Here is a 20,310-nt window from a genome sequence, read left to right on the forward strand (position 1 = left end):
TTTCGTTGCGTCCGCCACCCTCTCCGCTGCCTGCCCCGAGGGTGGCGCCTGTCGCGAAGGGCCGGATTTCCACCTTGATCCGCGGCGCCGGCCTCTCTATCTCTCGACGGACACTTTTTTGATTTCCTGCCCGAAGGAAGGTCCTCCCTTGTCCGTTTTTTCCAATCTGCCGAAGCCTCCCGTCGCCGAGAAGAAATCTGTCACCGATACGCGCCACGGCATCACCCGCACCGATGATTACGCCTGGATGCGGGCCGAAAACTGGCAGGCGATGTTCAAGGACCCGACCCTGCTCGATGCCGGGCTGCGCAGCCATCTGGAGGCGGAAAACGCCTATATGGAAGCGGCCATGGCCGACACCAAGGAGCTGCAGAAGACGCTCTTTGCCGAGATGAAGGGGCGCATCAAGGAGGACGACAGTTCCATCCCGATGAAGGACGGTCCCTTCGCTTACGGCACAGCATATGTCACCGGCGGCGAGCAGCCGCGCTATTTCCGCATCCCGCGCGACGCCGACCACAAGGACGAGGCGAACCGCAAGCTTTTGCTCGACGGCGACAAGGAGGCGGCGGGGAAGGACTATTTCCGCCTCGCCGGCCTCGATCACACCAGCGACCATGCCTTCGGCATCTGGGGCTATGACGACAAGGGCTCGGAATATTTCACGCTCCGCATCCGCAATCTCGAAACCGGCGAAGACCTTGCCGACGTGATCGAGAACACCGGCGGCGGCGGCGCCTGGGCGCCCGACGGCAAAAGCTTCTTCTACACGCTCCAGGACGAGAACCACCGCCCCTCCAAGGTCTTCCATCACATCGTCGGCCATCTGCAATCGGAAGACCGGCTGGTCTACGAGGAAAAGGACCCGGGCTTCTTCATGGGCGTCGGCGGCTCGCTGCTCGACGACTTCATCTATCTCGACATCCACGACCACGAGACGTCGGAATACCGCATCCTCTCGACGAAGGACCTGTCGGCCGAGCCGAAGCTGGTCGCCAAGCGGGAGGAGGGCGTCGAGTATTCCATGACCGAGGGCGGCGACGTCTTCTACATCCTGACCAATGACGGCGACGCGAAGGATTTCAAGATCGTCGAGGCGCCGGTTACCGCACCGGGCAAGGAGAACTGGAAGGAAGTGGTGCCCCACACACCGGGCCTCTTGATCCTCAACCACATGGCCTTTGCCCGCCATCTGGTCTGGCTGCAGCGCCGCAACGGCCTGCCGGAAATCATGATCCGCGATCGGGCGACCGGCGAGGAACATGCGATCGCCTTTGACGAGGAAGCCTATTCGCTGGGCCTGCAGGGGGCTGCCGAATACGACACCGACGTCATCCGTTTCTCCTATTCCTCGATGACCACGCCAAGCCAACTCTTCGACTACGACATGTCGACCCGCGAGCGCGTGCTGCTCAAGACCCAGGAAGTGCCCTCGGGCCACAATCCGGACGACTACGTGACCCGTCGCGTGCTGGCCGCAGCCCATGACGGCGAGACCGTGCCGGTGACGCTGCTCTACCGCAAGGACACCCCCCTCGACGGTTCGGCCCCCTGCCTGCTCTACGGCTACGGCGCCTATGGCATCACCATCCCGGCCGGCTTCTCGACCAATGCGCTGTCGCTCGCAGACCGCGGCTTCGTCTATGCGGTTGCCCATATCCGCGGCGGCAAGGACAAGGGGTATGCCTGGTACGAAGACGGCAAGATGGAAAAGAAGGAAAACACCTTCAAGGACTTCATCGCCGCCGCCGATCATCTGGTGAAGGAGAGCTTCACGTCCTACGACAAGATCATCGCCGAGGGCGGCTCCGCCGGCGGCATGCTGATGGGGGCGGTCGCCAACATGGCGCCGGAGAAATTCGCCGGCATCATCGCCGCCGTGCCCTTCGTCGACGTGTTGAACACCATGCTGGACGACACCCTGCCGCTCACCCCGCCGGAATGGGGCGAATGGGGCAATCCGATCGAATCCGAAGAGGAATACCGCTGGATCGCGGCCTATTCCCCTTACGACAATGTCGGGGCAAAACCCTATCCGCCGATCTTGGCACTCTCCGGCCTCACCGATCCGCGCGTCACCTACTGGGAGCCGACCAAGTGGATCGCGCGGTTGCGCGAAAAGGCGCCGGACGCCGGCCCTTATCTGCTGAAGACCAACATGTCCGCCGGCCACGGCGGCAAGTCCGGCCGCTTCCAGCGCCTCGAGGAAATCGCCTTCGAATACGCCTTCGCCATCAAGGTGGCGGGGAAGATGTGAGGGGGCGGCCGTCTCGCTAAGGCATTGCCCCGCCGCCACTTCACGCTAAATCGGTAGCGGCGGCGGGGCGTCGCCTCGAGGTCGAAGAGAGGAGACGCCCATGTCCGCTTATGTCGCCCTTCTGCGCGCCATCAATGTCGGCGGCACCGGAAAACTGCCCATGGCGGAGCTGAAGGCGATCGCCGAAGACCTCGGCCTTACCGAGGTTTCCACCTATATTCAGTCCGGCAACCTCGTCTTCCGCGACGGTGGCGATCCGGCGGAGATCGCCGCGCGGCTCGACGCGGCGCTCGACGACCGTCTCGGCAAGCCACCCGGCGTCTTCCTGCGGCGGCCCGGCGAACTCGCGCGGCTTGTCGCGGCAAACCCGTTTGCGGAGATGGAGCCGAGCCGGGTTTTCGTGCACTTCTTCGGGCATCCTCTTTCCGACACCGCGCTGAATGGTCTCGTCGCGCCCGACGGCGAGGAGGCTGTGGTGCGCGGCCGCGAAATCTACGTGCACTATCCGATCGGCTCCGGCCGCTCGAAGATCAAGCTTCCGGTGCTCAAGGCCGGCACCGCCCGCAACATCAACACCGTCGCCCGGCTCGCCGAACTGGCCAGCGGGATGGAGACGCCGTGAGCGCTGGCACGTCTGCGTGCGGCCATATCCGCCGGTCCGCCGATCTGGCATGATGCGGGGCAGCCGAGGGGAGGGCCGGGCATGTCGACAGTCATACCACTGGTGGCGCTCGCGGCGATCATCACCGTGCTCGTCGTAGCGCTCCGTTCGATCCGCCGGTCCGGGCCCTGGCAACCGCCCTACGAGCTCATCAATGCGAGCCCCGAGGAAATGGAGCGCCGGGCGGTCTATCTGCGCGACCGGTTGTCCCGAGATCCCTTCGGCCAGGCGCGCGCGACGGCGCTCTGGCGCAAGCTTGCCTCGGTCGGCGAGGGCGAAGGGCTGATCGTCGAATTCCACCGCGACTTCTGCGGCCAGGGGCTGGTCCGCCGCGCCGACCGGGTGGTGCTCTGCGACATCTTCGACGGCGGCGGTCATAGCGGCGATTCCATCGCCGCCTGGGACAATGAAACCGACTTCGTCGCCTTCTTTGCAGGTCAGTCCGATTTCTCCTGCAGCGGCTGGGACGAGCGCGAGCCGGTCTTCCACACCACCGATCCCTGGTATCGCAACAACCAGCGGATCACCGGCGCCGCCATCGACGCCTGGCTTGGCAAGGGGCGTGCTTGAGCGAAGGGCAGGGTGGCGCGGCGTGTGACGTCCGTCACGAAGCAGCGTCATGCCCGGTGTGTTTTGTCAAGCGGCCGACCGGCTCAAACCCCTGATTGCTGCATTGCGGCGCAAGCCTCGCGCAAGCTTCAATGGTTAACAAATGGTTAATTGTTGGAACGAGAGTGTCTGCCATGAGGATCGATAGCGGCCTTAGCAGCTATTCATACAATAGCCGGTACGTTCATACCGCAAAGGACGGCGAGGAAAGCAGTGCGGATTCCGCTGCTTCGGCAAAGCCGCGCGCCAGCGGCAATTCCGCCTTCAGCAGCACGCTGCTGTCGTCGAACCTGGCATCTGCCCTGTGGATGGTCGAAGGCGGCCGCAAGACTGCGTCGACGGTCCAGTCGGATGCCAGTTTCGCTTCGGAGGAGGCCGCGCTGCCGACCGTCGCCGAAAAGGTCGAGGCGCTTTACCGCGAATACGAACTGGGCGGCGAGGAAATCGACGCCTGATCGGTTTCGTGTCGGATCCAATGCAAGAAGGGCGCCCTCGGCGCCCTTTTCCGTTTTCTGAAGCTGGTGGTGCCGGCCTCGATGGCCTGGCCCACGTCAATGCGCGTGATCGTGGGCGTGGCCGGTCTTTCCGTGGCCCTGCGCTTCGTCATGGGAATGCCCGTGGCCCGGTCCCTGATCGGGTCCGTGGTCATGGCTGCAACCGCACACGCTCTGGCTTGCCGCCTTGGTGAAGGCTTCCGCACCCCCGGTCTTCCATTCCTGCCACGACTGCCAGAGGATCTGCGCCGAGGAGTTGAGGAAGAGGCCGGCCATGATGAAGGCGACGGCAAGGTCCGGCCAGGCCGTCGCGGTGCCCCAGACGCCCAGCGCCGCGATCATGACGATGACATTGCCGATCGCGTCATTGCGCGAGCAGAGCCAGACGGAGCGCACATTGGCGTCGCCGTCCTTGTAGTTCATCAAGAGCAGCACGCTGGTGACATTGGCGGCGAGCGCCATGAAGCCGATCGCACCCATCACCGGCGCCTCCGGCATGCCGTCGAAGAAGACCCGCCAGACGGTCGAGCCGAACACCCAGAACCCCATGAAGAACAGGCTTATGCCCTTGGCCGCCGCCGCGGTGCTGCGAACCTTGAGCGAGGCGCCGATCACGGCGAGCGAGATGCCATAGGTGACGGCGTCGGCGAAGAAATCGAGCGCATCGGCCTGCAGCGCCTGCGAGCGCGCCAGCTGGCCGGCCGTCATCTCGACGACGAACATCGCGGCATTGATGAAGATCACCGCCCAGAGCCGTCGCTTGTAGGTGTCGGACATGCCGTCGAATGGCCCGTGGCTATGGCCGTGGCTCTCGCTCATCGTGATTCCTTTCCGTCTTGAACTGGTCCGGTTGCTTACCTAATCTCTATAGCGACTAGAGCTTCAAGAGGTTTTTTGACGAAATGTACTCGATCGGCGATTTGTCGCGGCGCACCGGCGTCAAGGTTCCGACCATCCGTTACTACGAGCAGATGGGGCTGATCGATGCCCCCGACCGCTCGGAGGGCAACCAGCGGCGCTATGAACGCAGCGATCTCGATCGCCTGGCCTTCATCCGCCATGCCCGCGACCTCGGCTTTCCGATCGAGGCGATCCGCGAGCTTCTGGCGCTCGGACGTCATCCGGACGAGCCCTGCGAGCGTGCCGACGAGATCGCCGCGGCCCAGCTTGGCGAAGTGCGCGAAAAGATCGCCCGGCTGCGGAAGCTGGAACACGAGCTGGAACGCATTGTCACAAATTGCGGCGCCCACAGCGTCGGCGACTGCTATGTTATCCGCGCGCTCTCCGACCACGGCCTGTGCGACCACGAGCACTGAGGGGAGAACAGGCGATGCCGGTCATCAGACAGCAGGACGCGCCGTTGGAAGAGGGCAAGGCAGAAGGGGGCAACGCCGAGCTCGGCGCCTACACGGCACGGCTCTTGTCCGATGCCGGCGGGCTCACCCAGTTCGGCGCCTTCGTCGAGACCCTGCCGCCGGGCTCCTTCTCCTCGCACAAGCACTGGCACGAGCAGGAGGACGAATTCGTCTTCGTTCTCTCGGGCACCGTGACGCTGAACGAGGGCGACAGGCTGACCGAGATGCGGCCCGGTGATGCCGCGACCTTCAAGGCCGGCGTACCGGTCGGCCACCGCCTGGAAAACCGCTCCGACGCCGATGTCACCTATCTCGTGGTCGGCACCCGCTCACCCAACGACGTGGTGCATTATGCCGACCGGGACCTGCGGCTCACCAAGGTAAACTTCGAAAAGACGCTCACCGACCGCGCCGGCAATCCGGTCAGCCGATAGGCGATCGAAACGCGGACCCTACAGTGCGTCCTTCTCCAGTAGCCCGAAACAGTCTTCGGCTCGCTTCAGCAGTGCCGTCTTCTTCCCCTCGTCCATCCGCCGCCAGCTGGAAAGGATGTTGACCATGCGATGGTTGCTCCGGAGCTTTTCCGCGTTGACGGCGATGAAGCGCCAGTAGAGCGAATTGAACGGGCAGGCGTTTTCGCCCGCGCCGTCCTTCACGTCATAGGAGCAGCCGCCGCAGAAATTGCTCATGCGGTCGATATACTTGCCGCTTGCCGCATAGGGCTTGCTCGCCATCAGCCCGCCGTCGGCGTAGAGCGCCATGCCCAGCGTGTTGGGCAGCTCCACCCACTCATAGGCATCGGCATAGACGGCAAGATACCAATCACAGACCTCCGCCACCGAAAGCCCGGCGAGAAGCGCGAAATTGCCGGTCAGCATCAGCCGCTGGATATGGTGCGAATAGGCGTGCTCGATCGTGTCGTTTACGGCCGAGGCCATGCAGCGCATCCTGGTTTCGCCCGTCCAGTAGAGGGCGGGCAGGGGGCGGTGGGCCTCGAACGCGTTCTTCTCCGCGTAGTCGGGCATGAAGCGCCAGTAGATGCCGCGCACATACTCGCGCCAGCCGAGGATCTGGCGGATGAAGCCTTCGACTGCGTTGAGCGGCGCCGCACCCTCCAGATAGGCGCGCTCAGCCCGGCGGATCACGTCCATCGGCAAAAGCAGCCCGGCATTCAGATAGGCGGCGATCATCGAATGGAAGAGATAGGGCTCGCCCGCCACCATCGCGTCCTGCCAGTCGCCGAAGGAAGGCAGAATCTCGGCGACGAACTGCTCGAACTCCGCTTCCGCCTGCTCCGCCGTGACCGCGAAATGGAAGGGGGTGAGCGTGCCGATATGGTCGACGAAACGCGCCTCGACCAGCGCGAGCACGTCGCGAGTGATCGCGCCGTGCCGCCACGACAGGCGTCTCGGTCCCTTCAGTCCCTTGGGCGGCGACTTGCGGTTCTCCTTGTCGAAGTTCCATTGCCCGCCTTCGGGTTCCCCGTCCCGCATCAGCACGCGGAAATGGCGGCGCATGTCGCGATAGAAATACTCCATCCGGAGCTCCCGCCGGCGATCCGCCCAGCGGCCGAAGCCGGCCCGGCTGATGAGGAAGCGATCATCGTCGCGGATCTCGACCGGAACGCCGAGCCTGTCCTGCCAGCCGCGCATTTCGTCCAGCAGCCGCCATTCGCCGGGTTCCGTCACCACGACGCGCGAGGCGTGGCTTGCCGCCAGCGCCCGTTCGACCTCGCCGCAGAGCGACTGGCTGTTGTCGGGATCGTCAAGCTTTACGTAACGCACGGAAAAACCGCGCGTCCGCAATTCCTCGGCGAAATGGCGCATGGCGGAAAAGAGGAAGGCGATCTTCTTCTTGTGATGGCGGACATAGCGCGCTTCGGTCATCACCTCGGCCATCAGAACCACGGAGGCGTTCGGATCGATGTCCCGCAGGCAAGAGAGGGTGCGGCTGAGCTGGTCGCCGAGGACGAGATGGAGCGTGGTCATGTGCCGAGAACGTGGTGGATCGAGGGTCGGATCACTCCGCCTTGACAATCGATTGAAATCGGCGCATTGATCCCGCCCATGATCGACGCACGCGCACCCATCACCTGCACGTATTTTTGGGCCTACCGGTAACCGGCGGCTCGACAGATCATCATGTCAACAGGCCGCCGTCAGGCGGCCTTGTTGTTTTTAAGACAAAAAGCTTCCCCTGACGGCGATACGAAACAAGGGAAGCGAAAATGACCGAAGATACAGATATCACCCTGCCGCGGCCTCCGGTCGTGGTCATCCGTGCCGCCAAGCGCCACGACCTGCCCGAACTCAATCAGATGATTGCCTCGCTCGCCAGCCATCATGGCGATGCCTCCGCCATGACGCCGGAAAAGCTCGAGCGTGACCTCTTCGGCCCGATGCCGTGGATCACTGCTCTGGTCGCCGACGGCGGCGAGGGTCTGATCGGCTACGCCATTCTCGTGCCGCTCTACAGGGCCCAGGAAGGCAAGCGCGGCATGGATCTGCATCACCTCTATGTCCATGACGGCCAGCGCGGTAACGGCATCGGCCAGCATCTCGTCGCCCGCGCCAAAGAGATTGCCCGCCAGGCCGGTTGCGACTACCTTTCGGTCAGTGCCGCCACCGGCAATTTCGCCGCCCACCGTTTCTACGAGCACATGGACTTCGTGCCGCGGCCGGTCACCGGCATGCGCTACCTGCAGGCGCTCTCCTGAGCGCCCTCGCGCCCTTTTTGATGTTCGAGGAGAATGAGCCATGCCCCGCATCGTCGTTGCCCTGCAGGCCGATTTCGCCGATTGGGAGCCCGCGCTCCTGATGGCCGCCGCCCGATATTATCTCGGCTGTGAGGTGCTCACCGCCTCGCCCGACGGCGCCCCGGTCGTCTCGATGGGCGGCCTGAAGGTCGCGCCCGACATCGGCTTTGCCGAGATCGATCCGGCACGCTTCGATGCACTGGTGATTCCCGGCGGCTATGCCTGGGAAAAGGGCCAGGCCTTCGATTTCACCGCCCTTGCCACCGGCTTCCGCGCCGCAGACAAGGTCGTCGCGGGGATCTGCGCCGCAGCCAGCGCGCTCGCCGCGACCGGCGTGCTGAATGATGTCGCCCATACCGGCAATTCGCTTGCCTCCCATCAGCGCTATCCGGCCTACAAGGGTACCGCGCTTTATCGCGATCAGCCGCAGGCGGTCTCCGACGGCAAGATCGTGACCGCCGCCGGCTCCGCGCCGGATACCTTTGCCGAGGCGGTGCTGAAGGCGCTCGATCTCTGGACGCCGGAAGCCGAAGCCGAGCTTTCGGCCTTTTCCGCCGAACACCGCACGCCGAAAGCCTGACGAAATCCGAGAAAGGGTGAGGAGCGGTTTTCCGTCCGGAACTTCCGGAAATCCTTTAGGGGCGTGACGCGCGCCTGATGTCGCGGCTGTTGAGATTGAAGGCATTTCCGGCAGAGGCCCCGTGCGCGGCCTTTGCCGCGGCGGCGGTCGTGAAAGCGTCGTGATGCGCGGTAAACCAGTCGATGCAGGTTTCCCGGCTGGGGGAGGGCTCTCCGGTCAGGCTGCGAAAGGCGAGCCTGTGCACAAAACACCGGCTGCCGGACGCCGGGTGTTTAAAGACCAGCGCATCGAGGTCGATGCGCCAGTCGAATTCGGGGCAGGGCGTGCCTGCCATGCCGTGGTCAGGCCTCGAAGCGGCGACGGAAGTGGCCGCTCAATGCGCCGAGCAGGGCCCAGAACAGCAGGCTCGTCAGCGTCGCCACGACGACGAAGCGATGCGACATCGCCTCGGGTGCAAGCGCGTGTTCGCCGTCCGGCGGCAGCGGTGCACCGATCACGTGCGGCAATGCGATGAGCACGATGGCCGCGGCCGCCGCCCAAGGCTTGCGCTGGAAGAACAGCAGGGCAAGGCCTGCCGCCGTCGAAAGCGCTGTGCCCACCCACCAGACCTGGCGGTTGAGAAGCGGTGCGGCCGGCGTGCCCGGCAGTTCCGGATGGAGCCCGAAACCGGGTGCGAGCATCACCACGACGAAGCCGCAGAGACCCCAGATCAGGCCGTTACGCCAGTCGCTCTGCCGGCCCGAGATCTGCATCAGGCCGTTCAGCACCAGTGCGAAACCGGTGGCCGTCAGGATATTGGCGACAAGCGTGTAGGCATTGCGCTCGATGCCGTCGGCCGGAGCCCAGGCGTCGGCGCTGTGATGGTCGTGCGCTTCGGTGGCGGCTGCGTCGCCGTGGTCATGGGCCGCAACAGTTCCCTGGCCGGCGTCGTGGCTCTCGGCCGCGTCACCGCCCTCAAAGACTTCGGCCGACAGAATGAGCGGCGTGGTTCCCAGGAATTGCGCAAGCGTGACCACCGTTCCGACGATCAGCCCGACCAGCACCGAAGTGAAGACGAGCGAACGAAACAGTGACATCAGCTCTCCCTCAGTGGCAGGGGAAGGCGTTGGCGTGGCGCGCGTCGTGAGCGGCGTTGTGAACCACTTCCATCGGCGAGAAGCCGACGAAGCCGACGATGAACAGGCCGAAGAAGACGCTGAGCAGGGCCGGCGCAAAGCGGCTGGCCGAAGACGAGGCGGATGCGGTGATGGTGTTGACGGACATGATTCCCTCCGAACGATAGCGATGAGTGACGACGACCGGGGAGGAGGAGAAGATCGGGGCCGGACACAGCTTCGGATCGATGATCCGGGCCGTACACGCTCCCTGTCTTCCGAACACCCCGTCCGGCAGGCGACGACAGCTGATGGCAGGTCTCCTGGCTTGCGGGTCATGACCCCCGGACAGCCTTCCCGGATTGCTCCAGTGGCATCGTCGTCCAGGCGTTCGCCGCTCACAGTTGCGGGGGCAGCCACGAATCGAGCCCCGTCAGGGTCGTCCCTATCGTGTTCCCTATTAATCCCCGAAGCGCCGCTTCTGGGGAACCATCTTGGCCACTATTGCGGTCGCGAACCGCAAAAGTCAATCGCATGCATGCGAGCCCGACCGAGACGGTGAGGGAAAAAGTCTGGTCTGTTCGGACCTTAGTGGCGCACGGGCGGATTTTCTGCCCATTGCTGCAGGGTGGTCTTGATCAGCACGAGTGCTGCCCGCTGCGCGTGATCGCGTTCACGCGGATCGACGATGTTGGAAAGCCGCTTTTCGAACGCCTGCACAGTCTGATCCACCCAGCGGTGCAGGGCCGGATCCGGATGACTGTCGAGCAGCGAGCGGAGTGCGCTTTCCATTCGTCTGCGTTCGATGCTCATGTCTCCGTCCCTGTTCTCTTTTTGTGATGCGGGTCACTCTGTCCGTCGAGCCTTGCGCGATGCTGGAGGGAAAGAGGAAGGCGGTTGCCGATTCCGGTTTTCGCCCCTCATCCGCCTGCCGGCACCTTCTCCCCGTCGTCACGGGGAGAAGGGACAAGCGGCACGGCCGTGGCCGTCCCCTCTCCCCATGCGCGGGGGGAGGGGCAGGGTGAGGGGCAGCAAGGGGTTGGGTTTGGGGGTAAATGTGCGGGGGCTACGCCAAAGGGGCGCGCGGCGCCCTCGGGGGTAAGGGGCTCTGCAGTCCGGCCTAGCGGCGCCGCCCCGCCCACAAGCCTCACGGCACCGCGGGCACGGCCTTGAGGTAGGCGGCGATCGCCTCGCGGTCGGCGGCGGTGAGCTCGGCCATGTTCTTCTGTACCTCGACCATCGAGCCGCCGACGCTGTCGAAGTCGGGGGTGAAGCCGGTCTCGAGATAGCTGGCGATGTCGCCGGCCGTCCACGAGCCGATGCTCTTCGAGCCGGGGGTGATGTTGGGGATCGTGCCTTCGCCTTCCGGGTTGGGGCCGCCGGCCAGCCACTGGCCGGCCTTGAAGCCGCCAAGCGCGTCGCGCGGCGTGTGGCATTCGCCGCAATGGCCGGGGCCCTCGACCAGATACTGGCCGCGTTTCACCGTCTCGTCGGCATTGGCGATCTCGACCCGCGGCCGGTCGTTGAAATAGAGGAACTTCCAGCCCCCGAGCGAAAGCCGGATGTTGAAGGGGAAGGGCAGTTCGTGTTCCGGCGCAACGGTGTCGCTTGCCGGCAGCGTCTTCATGAAGCCGTAGAGGTCGTTGATGTCCTTCGGCGCCATCCGGGCATAGGAACCGTAGGGGAAGGACGGATAGAGGTGCTCGCCGTCGCGGCCGACGCCGCGGGTCATCGCGTCGCCGAATTCGGCGAGCGTCCAGGCGCCGATACCGGCCGTGGGGCTGGGCGAGATGTTGGGGGCGTGGAAGGTGCCGAACGGGCTCGTGAGCGGTGCGCCTCCGGACAGCACGAGGCGTGCATCGCCCTCCGATTTCGCCGGTGAATGACAGCTCGTGCAGCCGCCGGCGAAGAACACCTGCCGGCCGTTCTCGAGGTCAGGTTCGCCGAGGTCGGCCCAGGCGGACGGATCCTGTCGCGCGGGCGCCGTCATGAACAGAAAGCCGGCCCCGCCGACAACGCCGAGCGCCACCAGCGCACCGAACCCCTTGAGCCATTTCGATGTCATGGCGACCTCTTCGATCCTGATCCCTGCCGAAAGCGGAAATCCCGGCAGCGCGCCCCGGTGAACGACGGGAAACGCTGCCGGGATCGTCTTGGTTCGCCTTATTTCTTCAGGCGATAGGTCTCATGACAGGCGCCACAGGTCGCGCCGACCGCCTTCATCGTCGCGCCGGTGCTGGCCTGGTCGGTCGGCAGCTGGGCGAGCTGGCCTTCGGCAGCCTTGACCAGATCGGCGGACTTCGCCTTGAAGTCATCCATGGCTTCCCAGATCTTCGGGCTGGCTTCCGTGTCGAGGCCCACTTCGGAACCGGCCGGGAAGTGGTTCGGGAAATCCTTGCCGACCTCTGCCATGGTGGTCAGCGAGGCCTTGACGACCTCCGCGTCGAACGGCTTCTCGCCTTTCACGATCGCGCCGATGGCGCCCATTGCGCCGCCGACCTTCTTCATCATTTCCTGGCGGACGACCTGAGGCTCGTCTGCGGCAATCGCGACGGTCATGCTGAGTGCACTGGCGAGGACGCCGGCCATGACAAGTTTCAGCTTCATCGGGGAGTATCTCCATCTTGGCGGCCGGCCGAACCGGCGGTTTGGGGTGCGGACATGCGCGCGTCGATGTTTGCCGAATTGGCATGGCGGAATGAAGTCACATTCCGGTGAATGGCCGGGCTTCGGTCAATTGTCTGATTGTTATCGGCAATTTTCGCGTGATCGCATTTCATCCGCCTTGCAGCCCCTGCCAGAGCGTCAGCGCCGCCGCAGCGACCAGCAGGGCTCCCGCGCCGCGCCCGACCCAGATCGTCGCCGCCGGATTGCCGGTCAGCGTCAGCCGCGCCCGGTCGGCCGCCAGCGCCACGCCGCCGTAGACCAGCGCCTGCGTCGCCATGGTCATCGCCCCGAGCACGAGGCCCTGCATCCAGACCGGGCCATAGGCCGGTTTGACGAATTGCGGATAGACCGCGATGACGAACAGATAAGCTTTGGGATTGAGCAGGCAGGTCGCCACCGCGCGCCGAAAGGTCTGCCGGAGCGCAGGTGCGGGTGCCTGGTCGACCGCGGCGACGGTGATGGCACTGCGCACCAGCGTGACGCCGATCCATGCCATGTAGAGCGCGCCGGCGACCAGGATCGGCAGGAACAGCCGCGGCGCCAGCGCAATCAGGATGCCGGTGCCGAGCGTGCCGTAAAGCGTGTGCACCATGCCGCCGGTCATCATGCCCGAGGTCGCGACCAGCCCGGCCCGCCGCCCGCCGGAAAGCGCGCTCACCAGCACATAGAGCATGTCCATGCCCGGGACGATGATGATGCCGGCGATCAGCACCAGGAAGAGCCACAGATTGTCGGTATAGGTCATGTCAGTATCCTCATGGGTGCGGAAAGGCGAAAATCATGTTTCCGGCGCAAAATCAGCCGGTTTCGGCTTCCCATAGCGTCGGCCAACTGACATGCTTGTGTCAGTTGCGTTCGGCGGGAGCGGGAAAAATGCGCAAGGCCTCGCGGCTCTTCGAGATCATCCAGATTCTCAGGACATCCCGGCGCGTGGTGACCGCCGCCGAGATCGCCGAGCGGCTGGAAGTGACGCCGCGCTCCATCTACCGGGACATTGCCGCCCTGCAGGCGATGCGCGTGCCGATCGAGGGCGAGCGCGGGCTGGGTTATATCCTCCGGCCGGGCTTCGACATGCCGCCGCTGATGTTTTCCGTCGAGGAGACCGAGGCGATCGTGCTCGGCCTGGCGCTCCTGGAGCGCACGGCGGACATCGGTCTGAAACAGGCGGCCAAGGGCGTCAACGCCAAGATCGCCGCCGCCGTGCCCGAGCCGCTGCGCCGCGTGCTGGCCGGTGATGCGCTGAAGGCCTGGGGCACGATCGCGCCCGCGCCGGAGGGCATCGACCTCGCTTTGGTGCGCGCCGCGATCCGCGACGAACGAAAACTGCTCCTCGATTATCGCGACGAGATGGGCAGTGCCACCGAGCGTGTCGTCCGGCCGCTGGCGCTGGTCTATTACTCCGAAACCGCCGTCATCGTCGCCTGGTGCGAGCTGCGCCGGGCGATCCGCAACTTCCGGGCCGACCGGGTCGAGGAATGCGAACCGCTCGAACAGTTCTTCCGTGGCGAGGGCGACGCCTTGCGGGAAGCCTGGGCCGCCGGCTGGACGAACGGCCCGCCGGTCGGCTGACCCTAGAGCCCGAGCGTCCGGCTCTCTTCCCGGCCGAAGCCGGTGATCTCGATGCGGTCGGGATGAACGGCGACGATCGCGAAGGCGTTCTCGGCTTCCGTGTCGACCATGCCCTTGAAGTTGACGAAATGCGTGTCGCCGAGCCGTCCGTAATTGCCGGCGTGGTTATGACCGCAGAAATAGCCGATGGCTGCCGGCGAAGCCGCAATCATCGCCGATACCTCTTCCGCACCCCACAGATTGTGGTCGCTGACCGGATAGAGCGGATAATGCCCGAGCACGATCGCCTGCTCGCCGGCCGCCTCCGCAAGGCCAAGCCGCTGCCGGATCCACTCGGTCTGGGCGGCGCTCATCCCCGCATTCCAGGTTTGCGCGTTGATCGCGCCGGCTTCCGTCAGGGCCGCAAGCCGGGTGGCGGCTTCGCCGCGACGCGGGTCGTCGAGCGGCGGCGCAAACAGCGAAACCTCGTTGCCGTCGGTGAGGATCAGCCGCACGCCGTTGCGGACGAAGTCGTGATAGGGCGCCGGCATGCCGAGCTTCGCATGGACGCTGGCGAGCCGGTCGGCGGCGACCGCGAAATCATGGTTGCCGGGCAGGAACAGGCAGTCGTGCCGGAGCGTGCGATAGACCTCGAGCACGGCGTCGAAATTCTCCCAGTCCCGGTCGATCACGTCGCCGAGCGTGACGACGAAGTCGAGCGCCTCGCCGTTCAACTTCTCGATCGCTGCGCCAAGCTTCTCAAGGCTCCTGGCATAGTGACGGTCGAGCCGGGTATTCGGTTCGACGGGGGCATATTGCGGGTCGGCGATTACGCCGAAGCGGAGAAGGGGGGATGTCGTGTCGGGGAGCATGTCGGATACGTGATGAAAGGAATGGACGCACATAGGCGGGCCGGATGACAGTCGTGTGACGCCTGGCGACATCGAGCGTTCGATTGCTCCGCGGTCCGGCTCCGGCGTTCACGCATTTCTATCCCTCTCTTTGTCGTGGACGCGCGCCGAAAAAGACCTATGAAGTCGAGATCGACAGCCGGAAAATCACGCACAGGTCTCGTCCCATGATCGTCCGCAAGCGCCCCAGCCTCTTTGCCCTCTTCTTCATCCTGCGCGGCTCCGTCCTGCCGATGATATTTCCGCAGGTGCTCTTCGTCCTGCTGCTCTCGGCGGCGGTGGTCTGGGCCCATGGCTTCTGGCCGGGCCTCGTTCCAGGCTTCAACAGCGCGCCTTTGGCGCTCGTCGGCATTGCGCTTTCGATCTTTCTCGGCTTCCGCAACAATGCCTGCTACGACCGCTGGTGGGAGGCGCGCAAGGACTGGGGGCTGTTGATCCTCGCCGCGCGTTCGCTGGCGCGCCAGTCGCTGATCCTCGAAGATCGGGGCGATGATCGGGAACCCGCGCCGCGCCGGCGCCTGCTCGACCTGGCGATCGCCTTTGCCTATGCGCTTCTGGTCCACCTGCGTCCGGGCGGCGACCCTGGCCGCATCCTCGGCCGGCTGCAACCGGACGAACATGCCGCTTTCCTCGCCAGCCGCAATCCGCCGGACTTCATCCTCCGCCGCATGGGCGGCGTGCTGGCCGGCCTGAAAGGTCGCGGTCGCCTGAGCGACATCGAGTTCGGCCTCTTCGATGCCACGCTGAAGGATATGGGCGCCGTCCTTTCGGCCTGCGAGCGCATCCGCCTGACGCCGGTGCCCTTCGGCTACACGCTGCTTCTGCACCGCACCGCCTACATCTTCTGTTTCCTTCTACCCTTCGGTTTTGCCGACATGCTCGGCTGGCTGACCCCGTTTGCCGTCGCGCTGGTCGCCTATACCTTTTTCGGCCTCGATGCGCTGGGGGACGAGCTGGAGGAGCCCTTCGGCGAACTGCCCAACGATCTGCCGATCGGCGCGCTTGCAGAAACGATCGAGATCAACCTGCGCGAAGCTCTCGGCGAAACCGATTTGCCGGCACTGCCTGCACCGAAGGACTACCTATTGATGTAGAGCTGATGTTGTGGGCAGCATCGGCAGCGTATTGGGTGGGGCCGTCGCGATCCGATGGCCCTTCTAATCCATTTATACTTCCTAAATGAGTCCCTGTTACTTCTCACGCTGTCTGGATTGATACGGTTGCTATCTCCGGCGGCATGAGAGCTGCTTCAGACGATGTCACGTCACGTTTTCATCGGATCTGTCCATGCTCGCGCCTTCTAGAGACCATTATCCCGAATTGTCCCCGCCGGAGGAGCTCGACAGCGATGCGCTGTCGGGGGAGAACCTGCGCGAGCAGATGGTTATCGCCTATCTCCCGATCGTGCGCGGCTTCCTGATCCCGGCTATCTGCTACTATGCGATCATCACGGTTGCCCATTTCTTCTACGAGACCTGGGAAAACTTCCTGACCCTCGGCGGGCTGTCCTTCCTGACCGCGATCATCGCCTTCGGCCTGCGCAATGTCTGGCTCGCCCGCCGCGTCGATTTCCGCGCGCTGGAAGCCGCCAGCCTGACGATGAACCTGCTGATCTACATGAACATCGTCACCTTCCAGTCGATCCATTTCGAGCCGACGAAGCTCGTCTATTTCGTCCTGCTGATCATGGTCTGCTCGACCTCCGGCGTCAGCTTCCGCGTCGTGGCGCTGGGCGGGAGCGTGGCGCTCGCCACCATGCTGTGGATGGCGGACCGCGCCGGGGGCGATGTCTTCCTGCAATATGCCTTCATCGGGCTGGCCGGCGCCTTTGCCGCGGTCGGCATGGCGACGCTGATGCGCGGTGCGATCCTGCGTGCCGTGCGCGCCCGCGTTACGGCCGATGCGCTGCGCCGGCGGGCCGAGCGGCAGGCCGATTTCGATGCGCTGACGGGCCTTCCCAACCGGCGCAACTTCTTCGCCACGCTGGAACAGCTGATGGCGTCGCCCGCAGCGGGCACGTATGTCGGCATCATCGACCTCGACGGCTTCAAGCCGGTCAACGACCTTTATGGCCATGCCGTCGGCGACGACCTGCTGGTCGAGGTCAGCCGCCGCATCCGCCGCGCCTGCCCGCCGGACTACATGGTCGCACGGCTCGGCGGCGACGAGTTCGCCCTGGCGATCACCCGACCGCTCTCAGAAGACGCACTGATGCATCTCGGCACCGCGATCTGCGAGGCTTTGCGCCGGCCCTTCACCATTTCCGACATCCCGATCGCCATTTCCGGCTCGATCGGCTTTGCCCACTATCCGACGAACGGTGTCACCGCCCGGCAGATCTACGAACGCGCCGACCATGCACTCTACTGTGCCAAGCGTGCCACCCGCGGCGACGTGGTCATCTTCAGCGAGCGCCATGAGGCCGAGATGAGTGATTGCGGCCGCATCGAGCAGACGCTGCGCAACGCCGATCTCGTGCGGGAACTCTGCACCGTCTTCCAACCGCAATACGACATTCTCAAGGGGCGCATTTCCGGGTTCGAGGCTTTGGCGCGCTGGAACAGCCCGACGCTGGGGCTCGTCAATCCCGGTCTCTTCATCGCTGCCGCCGAGCGCACCGGCATGATCGAGCGCGTCACCGGCATCCTGCTCGAAAAGGCGCTTGCCGCCGCGGTCACCTGGCCGGAAAGCATCACGCTTTCCTTCAACCTCTCGCCGCTCGATCTCGTCTCCTCGCGGTCGATCGCCAATGTGATGCGCATCGTCCGCGAAAGCGGCATTGCGCCTGAACGCCTGACTTTCGAAATCACCGAAAGCGTGGTGGTGAGCGACTTCGAACGCGCCCGCGACTCGCTCGTCGCGCTGGCCGACATGGGCTGCAAGATCGCGCTCGACGATTTCGGTGCCGGCTATTCGAGCTTCGGCTACATCCACCGCTTCCCGCTCCACCGGATCAAGACCGACCGCTGCTTCGTCACCCGCCTTGCCGAGGACAATGTCGTCGGCCTCAACATCCTGCGCGCGATTGCCGAACTCTGCGCCAATCTCGGCGTCGAATGCCTGGCCGAGGGCATCGAGACGGAAGAGGAGATGCGCAGTGTCCAGTCGGCCGGCATCCGCTACGTGCAGGGCTATCTCCACGGCCGGCCCATGGGGGCCGCCGAAGCTGCCGAACTCATCGCCGCTCGCGGCGAAGGCGAGATCCTGGCCGTCGCCGGCTGATGCCGGACCTCGAGCCGGTCGCCATGGAGCCCATGAATATTTAGGGGTTCTAAATAGATGATCCGTAATATGCGCTGGCCTGATGACCGTGTTGCGATCCCTGCCGCATGACGTCGGCCCGACCGGAACACTTGACAGAAAGAAACGCGAGCATGAACGGGAGAGGTCAAACAGGGCTCCGGCAGTCGGATGCCGTGACGGCCGATGTCGGCAATCTTTCCCGGGAGACGCTGCGGGCCGAGATGGCGAAGACCTTTCGCCCCATCATCCGCGGTTTCATGCTGCCGGTTGTGCTCTTCTACACGCTGGTCATCGTTCCGAACTTCTTTCTCAGTCCCTTGCCCCAGGCCCTGAAGCTGTCGGCTTTGTCGGGCGCGACCGCCGTCACCGCCTTCGTCTGCCGGCGACTGCTCGCCCGGCGCGACGCCAGCTTCGCCCGCCTCGAACTGATCGGCGCCGTCGTACTGCTGCTGATCTACCTGAACTGCTGCAACATCCTCTACATCGCCTTCCACCAGGCGAACCTCGTCTTCTTCCTGCTGCTGTTCATCCTGACGGCCGCGGTCGCCATCAGCGTGCGTCTCATCGTTGCCGGCTGCTCGCTGGCACTCGCCACCATGCTCGCCGCTGCCTGGGCCATGGGGCCGGAAACGCTGCTCTACTATTCCTTCGTGAGCATCGCCGGCGCCTTCGCAGCGACCGGCATGGCGATACTGATGCGCGGCGCGATCATGAATGCCGTGCGGGCAAGGCTCGTTGCCGACCGTCTGCGCCAGCGCGCCGAGATCCAGGCCGAACGCGACGCACTGACCGGCCTTCCCAACCGCCGTCACTTCTTCTCCGCACTTGAACGAATGGTCATCGCCGACCTCTCGGGCGAGACCGCCCATATCGGCCTCATTGACCTCGACGGCTTCAAGGCGGTCAACGACGTCTATGGCCATGCCGTCGGCGACCAGCTTCTCGTGGAGGTTTCTGAGCGCCTGCGCGAAATCTGTCCCGAGGACTGCCTGATAGCCCGCCTCGGCGGCGACGAGTTTGGCGTGCTCGTGCGCCGGCCGCTGACGGCGGCAGGTCTCGACACGCTGGGCCGGGCGATCTGCGAGGCGCTTGGCCGGCCATTCGCCGTCGCCGGCCGCAGCCTCACCGTCTCCGGTTCGGTCGGCTTTGCCCATTACCCGACGAATGGCCGCACCGTGGGCGAACTCTACGAGCGGGCCGATTACGCGCTCTATCGCGCCAAACGGGAGCGCCGCGGTTCGGCTGTCGTCTTTTCCGCCCGTTACGAGGCGGAAATGCGTGACGTGAGTCGGGTTAAGCAGGTCCTGCGCGACAGCGATCTCGAGGCGGAGCTCTACCTCCTGTTCCAGCCGCAATACGACGTCATGCGCAACCGTCCGGTCGCCTTCGAGGCGCTGGCCCGCTGGCAGAGCGCCGTCCTGGGGCCGGTCACGCCCGACGTATTCATCGCCGCCGCCGAACGCTCCGGCCTGATCGAGAGGGTGTCGGAAATCCTGCTCCGCAAGGCCCTGACCGCCGCCGCCGCCTGGCCGCAGGAAATCGGCCTGTCGTTCAACCTCTCGGCCGTCGACCTGGTCTCCACCGCGGCGATCGCCAGGCTCTGCACCATCGTCGGGGAAAGCGGCGTGGCGCCCGAGCGCGTTACCTTCGAACTCACCGAAACGGCGATGATGTCCGATTTCGAAAAGGCGCGTGCCTCGATGGAGATGCTGGCCGCACTCGGCTGCCGCATCGCGCTCGACGATTTCGGTTCCGGCTATTCGAGCTTCGGCTATATCCACCGCTTCCCGCTGCACAAGATCAAGACCGACCGCAATTTCGTCGTCCGTCTCGGCGAGGACGAGGCCGTCGGCTTCGGCATCCTGCGCGCCATCATCGAACTCTGCGCCAATCTCGGCGTCGAATGCATCGTCGAGGGCGTCGAGACGGCGAACGAGGTCGACACCGTACGCGCCGCCGGTGCCCGCTATATCCAGGGCTATCACTTCGGGCGCCCGATGACCGCCGCTGCGGCGGGAGACTATCTCGACGCCGAGATGGCGTGCGGGGATCTCAAAGCCTCCTGACAGAGGGCTTTTGCGCGGGCAGCCCGCTCTTCCAGATGAAAAGAACCCCGGAAACGGACCGCGGGCGAGG

At 64.8% G+C, this 20,310-nt stretch carries 22 protein-coding genes and 1 riboswitch; of the genes, 12 read left to right on the forward strand and 10 right to left on the reverse strand.

The window, feature by feature from the left end; translation table 11 throughout:
• Window positions 1–148 precede the first annotated feature (148 nt).
• From ACX93L_RS12220 to ACX93L_RS12235, 4 genes are all read left to right on the forward strand, one after another.
• On the forward strand, window positions 149–2,257 hold the full coding sequence (locus ACX93L_RS12220) for a S9 family peptidase (RefSeq protein ID WP_459405080.1): 2,109 nt from the start codon (window positions 149–151) through the stop codon (window positions 2,255–2,257).
• Between the two features lie 100 nt (window positions 2,258–2,357).
• On the forward strand, window positions 2,358–2,879 hold the full coding sequence (locus ACX93L_RS12225) for a DUF1697 domain-containing protein (RefSeq protein ID WP_459405081.1): 522 nt from the start codon (window positions 2,358–2,360) through the stop codon (window positions 2,877–2,879).
• Window positions 2,880–2,960: 81 nt separating this feature from the next.
• On the forward strand, window positions 2,961–3,488 hold the full coding sequence (locus ACX93L_RS12230) for a hypothetical protein (protein WP_459405082.1): 528 nt from the start codon (window positions 2,961–2,963) through the stop codon (window positions 3,486–3,488).
• A gap of 173 nt (window positions 3,489–3,661) precedes the next feature.
• Window positions 3,662–3,982, forward strand: coding sequence for a hypothetical protein (locus tag ACX93L_RS12235; RefSeq protein WP_459405083.1), 321 nt, complete (start codon window positions 3,662–3,664; stop codon window positions 3,980–3,982).
• A 96-nt stretch (window positions 3,983–4,078) separates the two neighbouring features.
• Here the strand turns inward: ACX93L_RS12235 and ACX93L_RS12240 are convergent, their stop codons facing one another.
• The gene (locus ACX93L_RS12240; RefSeq protein ID WP_459405084.1) at window positions 4,079–4,840 is read right to left on the reverse strand and encodes a cation transporter; all 762 of its coding nucleotides are present in this window, start codon (window positions 4,838–4,840) and stop codon (window positions 4,079–4,081) included.
• An 83-nt stretch (window positions 4,841–4,923) separates the two neighbouring features.
• Between ACX93L_RS12240 and ACX93L_RS12245 the strand changes: the two genes are divergently transcribed.
• Together ACX93L_RS12245 and ACX93L_RS12250 are read left to right on the forward strand one after the other, a co-directional pair.
• Window positions 4,924–5,337, forward strand: a complete 414-nt coding sequence (locus ACX93L_RS12245; RefSeq protein ID WP_459405085.1) for a MerR family transcriptional regulator — start codon at window positions 4,924–4,926, stop codon at window positions 5,335–5,337.
• Between the two features lie 14 nt (window positions 5,338–5,351).
• On the forward strand, window positions 5,352–5,810 hold the full coding sequence (locus ACX93L_RS12250) for a cupin domain-containing protein (RefSeq protein ID WP_459405086.1): 459 nt from the start codon (window positions 5,352–5,354) through the stop codon (window positions 5,808–5,810).
• A gap of 18 nt (window positions 5,811–5,828) precedes the next feature.
• On the opposite strand, the gene ACX93L_RS12255 is transcribed toward ACX93L_RS12250, so the two are convergent.
• The gene (locus tag ACX93L_RS12255; protein ID WP_459405087.1) at window positions 5,829–7,364 is read right to left on the reverse strand and encodes a cryptochrome/photolyase family protein; all 1,536 of its coding nucleotides are present in this window, start codon (window positions 7,362–7,364) and stop codon (window positions 5,829–5,831) included.
• Window positions 7,365–7,603: 239 nt separating this feature from the next.
• On the opposite strand from ACX93L_RS12255, the gene ACX93L_RS12260 reads away from it, so the two are divergent.
• Window positions 7,604–8,092 (forward strand): GNAT family N-acetyltransferase, encoded by a 489-nt coding sequence (locus ACX93L_RS12260; protein ID WP_459405088.1) that lies wholly within the window; start codon window positions 7,604–7,606, stop codon window positions 8,090–8,092.
• Between the two features lie 40 nt (window positions 8,093–8,132).
• Complete coding sequence (locus ACX93L_RS12265; protein WP_459405089.1) at window positions 8,133–8,711, forward strand: DJ-1/PfpI family protein; 579 nt, start codon at window positions 8,133–8,135, stop codon at window positions 8,709–8,711.
• Window positions 8,712–8,766: 55 nt separating this feature from the next.
• On the opposite strand, the gene ACX93L_RS12270 is transcribed toward ACX93L_RS12265, so the two are convergent.
• The 7 genes from ACX93L_RS12270 to ACX93L_RS12300 all read right to left on the reverse strand — a co-directional run bounded on the left by ACX93L_RS12270 (window position 8,767) and on the right by ACX93L_RS12300 (window position 13,217).
• On the reverse strand, window positions 8,767–9,045 hold the full coding sequence (locus ACX93L_RS12270) for a hypothetical protein (protein ID WP_459405090.1): 279 nt from the start codon (window positions 9,043–9,045) through the stop codon (window positions 8,767–8,769).
• A 7-nt stretch (window positions 9,046–9,052) separates the two neighbouring features.
• Complete coding sequence (locus ACX93L_RS12275) at window positions 9,053–9,787, reverse strand: CbtA family protein (RefSeq protein WP_459405091.1); 735 nt, start codon at window positions 9,785–9,787, stop codon at window positions 9,053–9,055.
• A gap of 10 nt (window positions 9,788–9,797) precedes the next feature.
• Window positions 9,798–9,974 carry a CbtB domain-containing protein gene (locus ACX93L_RS12280; protein ID WP_459405092.1) on the reverse strand — a complete coding sequence of 59 codons (177 nt, stop codon included), beginning with the start codon at window positions 9,972–9,974 and terminating at the stop codon, window positions 9,798–9,800.
• A 127-nt stretch (window positions 9,975–10,101) separates the two neighbouring features.
• Window positions 10,102–10,312: riboswitch (cobalamin riboswitch) on the reverse strand.
• Window positions 10,313–10,393: 81 nt separating this feature from the next.
• Window positions 10,394–10,618, reverse strand: a complete 225-nt coding sequence (locus ACX93L_RS12285) for a hypothetical protein (protein ID WP_169595464.1) — start codon at window positions 10,616–10,618, stop codon at window positions 10,394–10,396.
• Window positions 10,619–10,952: 334 nt separating this feature from the next.
• Entirely contained in the window at window positions 10,953–11,870 is a 918-nt protein-coding gene (locus tag ACX93L_RS12290; RefSeq protein ID WP_459405093.1) for a c-type cytochrome, read from the reverse strand.
• Window positions 11,871–11,968: 98 nt separating this feature from the next.
• The gene (locus ACX93L_RS12295) at window positions 11,969–12,412 is read right to left on the reverse strand and encodes a c-type cytochrome (protein ID WP_459405094.1); all 444 of its coding nucleotides are present in this window, start codon (window positions 12,410–12,412) and stop codon (window positions 11,969–11,971) included.
• Window positions 12,413–12,581: 169 nt separating this feature from the next.
• The gene (locus tag ACX93L_RS12300; RefSeq protein ID WP_459405095.1) at window positions 12,582–13,217 is read right to left on the reverse strand and encodes a LysE family translocator; all 636 of its coding nucleotides are present in this window, start codon (window positions 13,215–13,217) and stop codon (window positions 12,582–12,584) included.
• Between the two features lie 128 nt (window positions 13,218–13,345).
• Here ACX93L_RS12300 and ACX93L_RS12305 point away from each other — a divergent pair, with 128 nt between their 5' ends.
• A complete protein-coding gene (locus ACX93L_RS12305) occupies window positions 13,346–14,041 on the forward strand; it encodes a helix-turn-helix transcriptional regulator (RefSeq protein WP_459405096.1) in 696 nt (231 codons plus the stop codon).
• Between the two features lie 2 nt (window positions 14,042–14,043).
• On the opposite strand, the gene ACX93L_RS12310 is transcribed toward ACX93L_RS12305, so the two are convergent.
• Window positions 14,044–14,892 (reverse strand): metallophosphoesterase, encoded by an 849-nt coding sequence (locus tag ACX93L_RS12310; protein ID WP_459405097.1) that lies wholly within the window; start codon window positions 14,890–14,892, stop codon window positions 14,044–14,046.
• 206 nt (window positions 14,893–15,098) lie between these two features.
• Between ACX93L_RS12310 and ACX93L_RS12315 the strand changes: the two genes are divergently transcribed.
• From ACX93L_RS12315 to ACX93L_RS12325, 3 genes are all read left to right on the forward strand, one after another.
• Entirely contained in the window at window positions 15,099–16,025 is a 927-nt protein-coding gene (locus ACX93L_RS12315) for a bestrophin family protein (protein ID WP_459405098.1), read from the forward strand.
• Window positions 16,026–16,218: 193 nt separating this feature from the next.
• Window positions 16,219–18,153 carry a putative bifunctional diguanylate cyclase/phosphodiesterase gene (locus tag ACX93L_RS12320; RefSeq protein ID WP_459405099.1) on the forward strand — a complete coding sequence of 645 codons (1,935 nt, stop codon included), beginning with the start codon at window positions 16,219–16,221 and terminating at the stop codon, window positions 18,151–18,153.
• A 152-nt stretch (window positions 18,154–18,305) separates the two neighbouring features.
• On the forward strand, window positions 18,306–20,240 hold the full coding sequence (locus ACX93L_RS12325; RefSeq protein WP_459405100.1) for a putative bifunctional diguanylate cyclase/phosphodiesterase: 1,935 nt from the start codon (window positions 18,306–18,308) through the stop codon (window positions 20,238–20,240).
• Window positions 20,241–20,310 lie beyond the last annotated feature (70 nt).

The sequence above is a fragment of the Rhizobium sp. CAU 1783 genome (genome assembly GCF_054551725.1).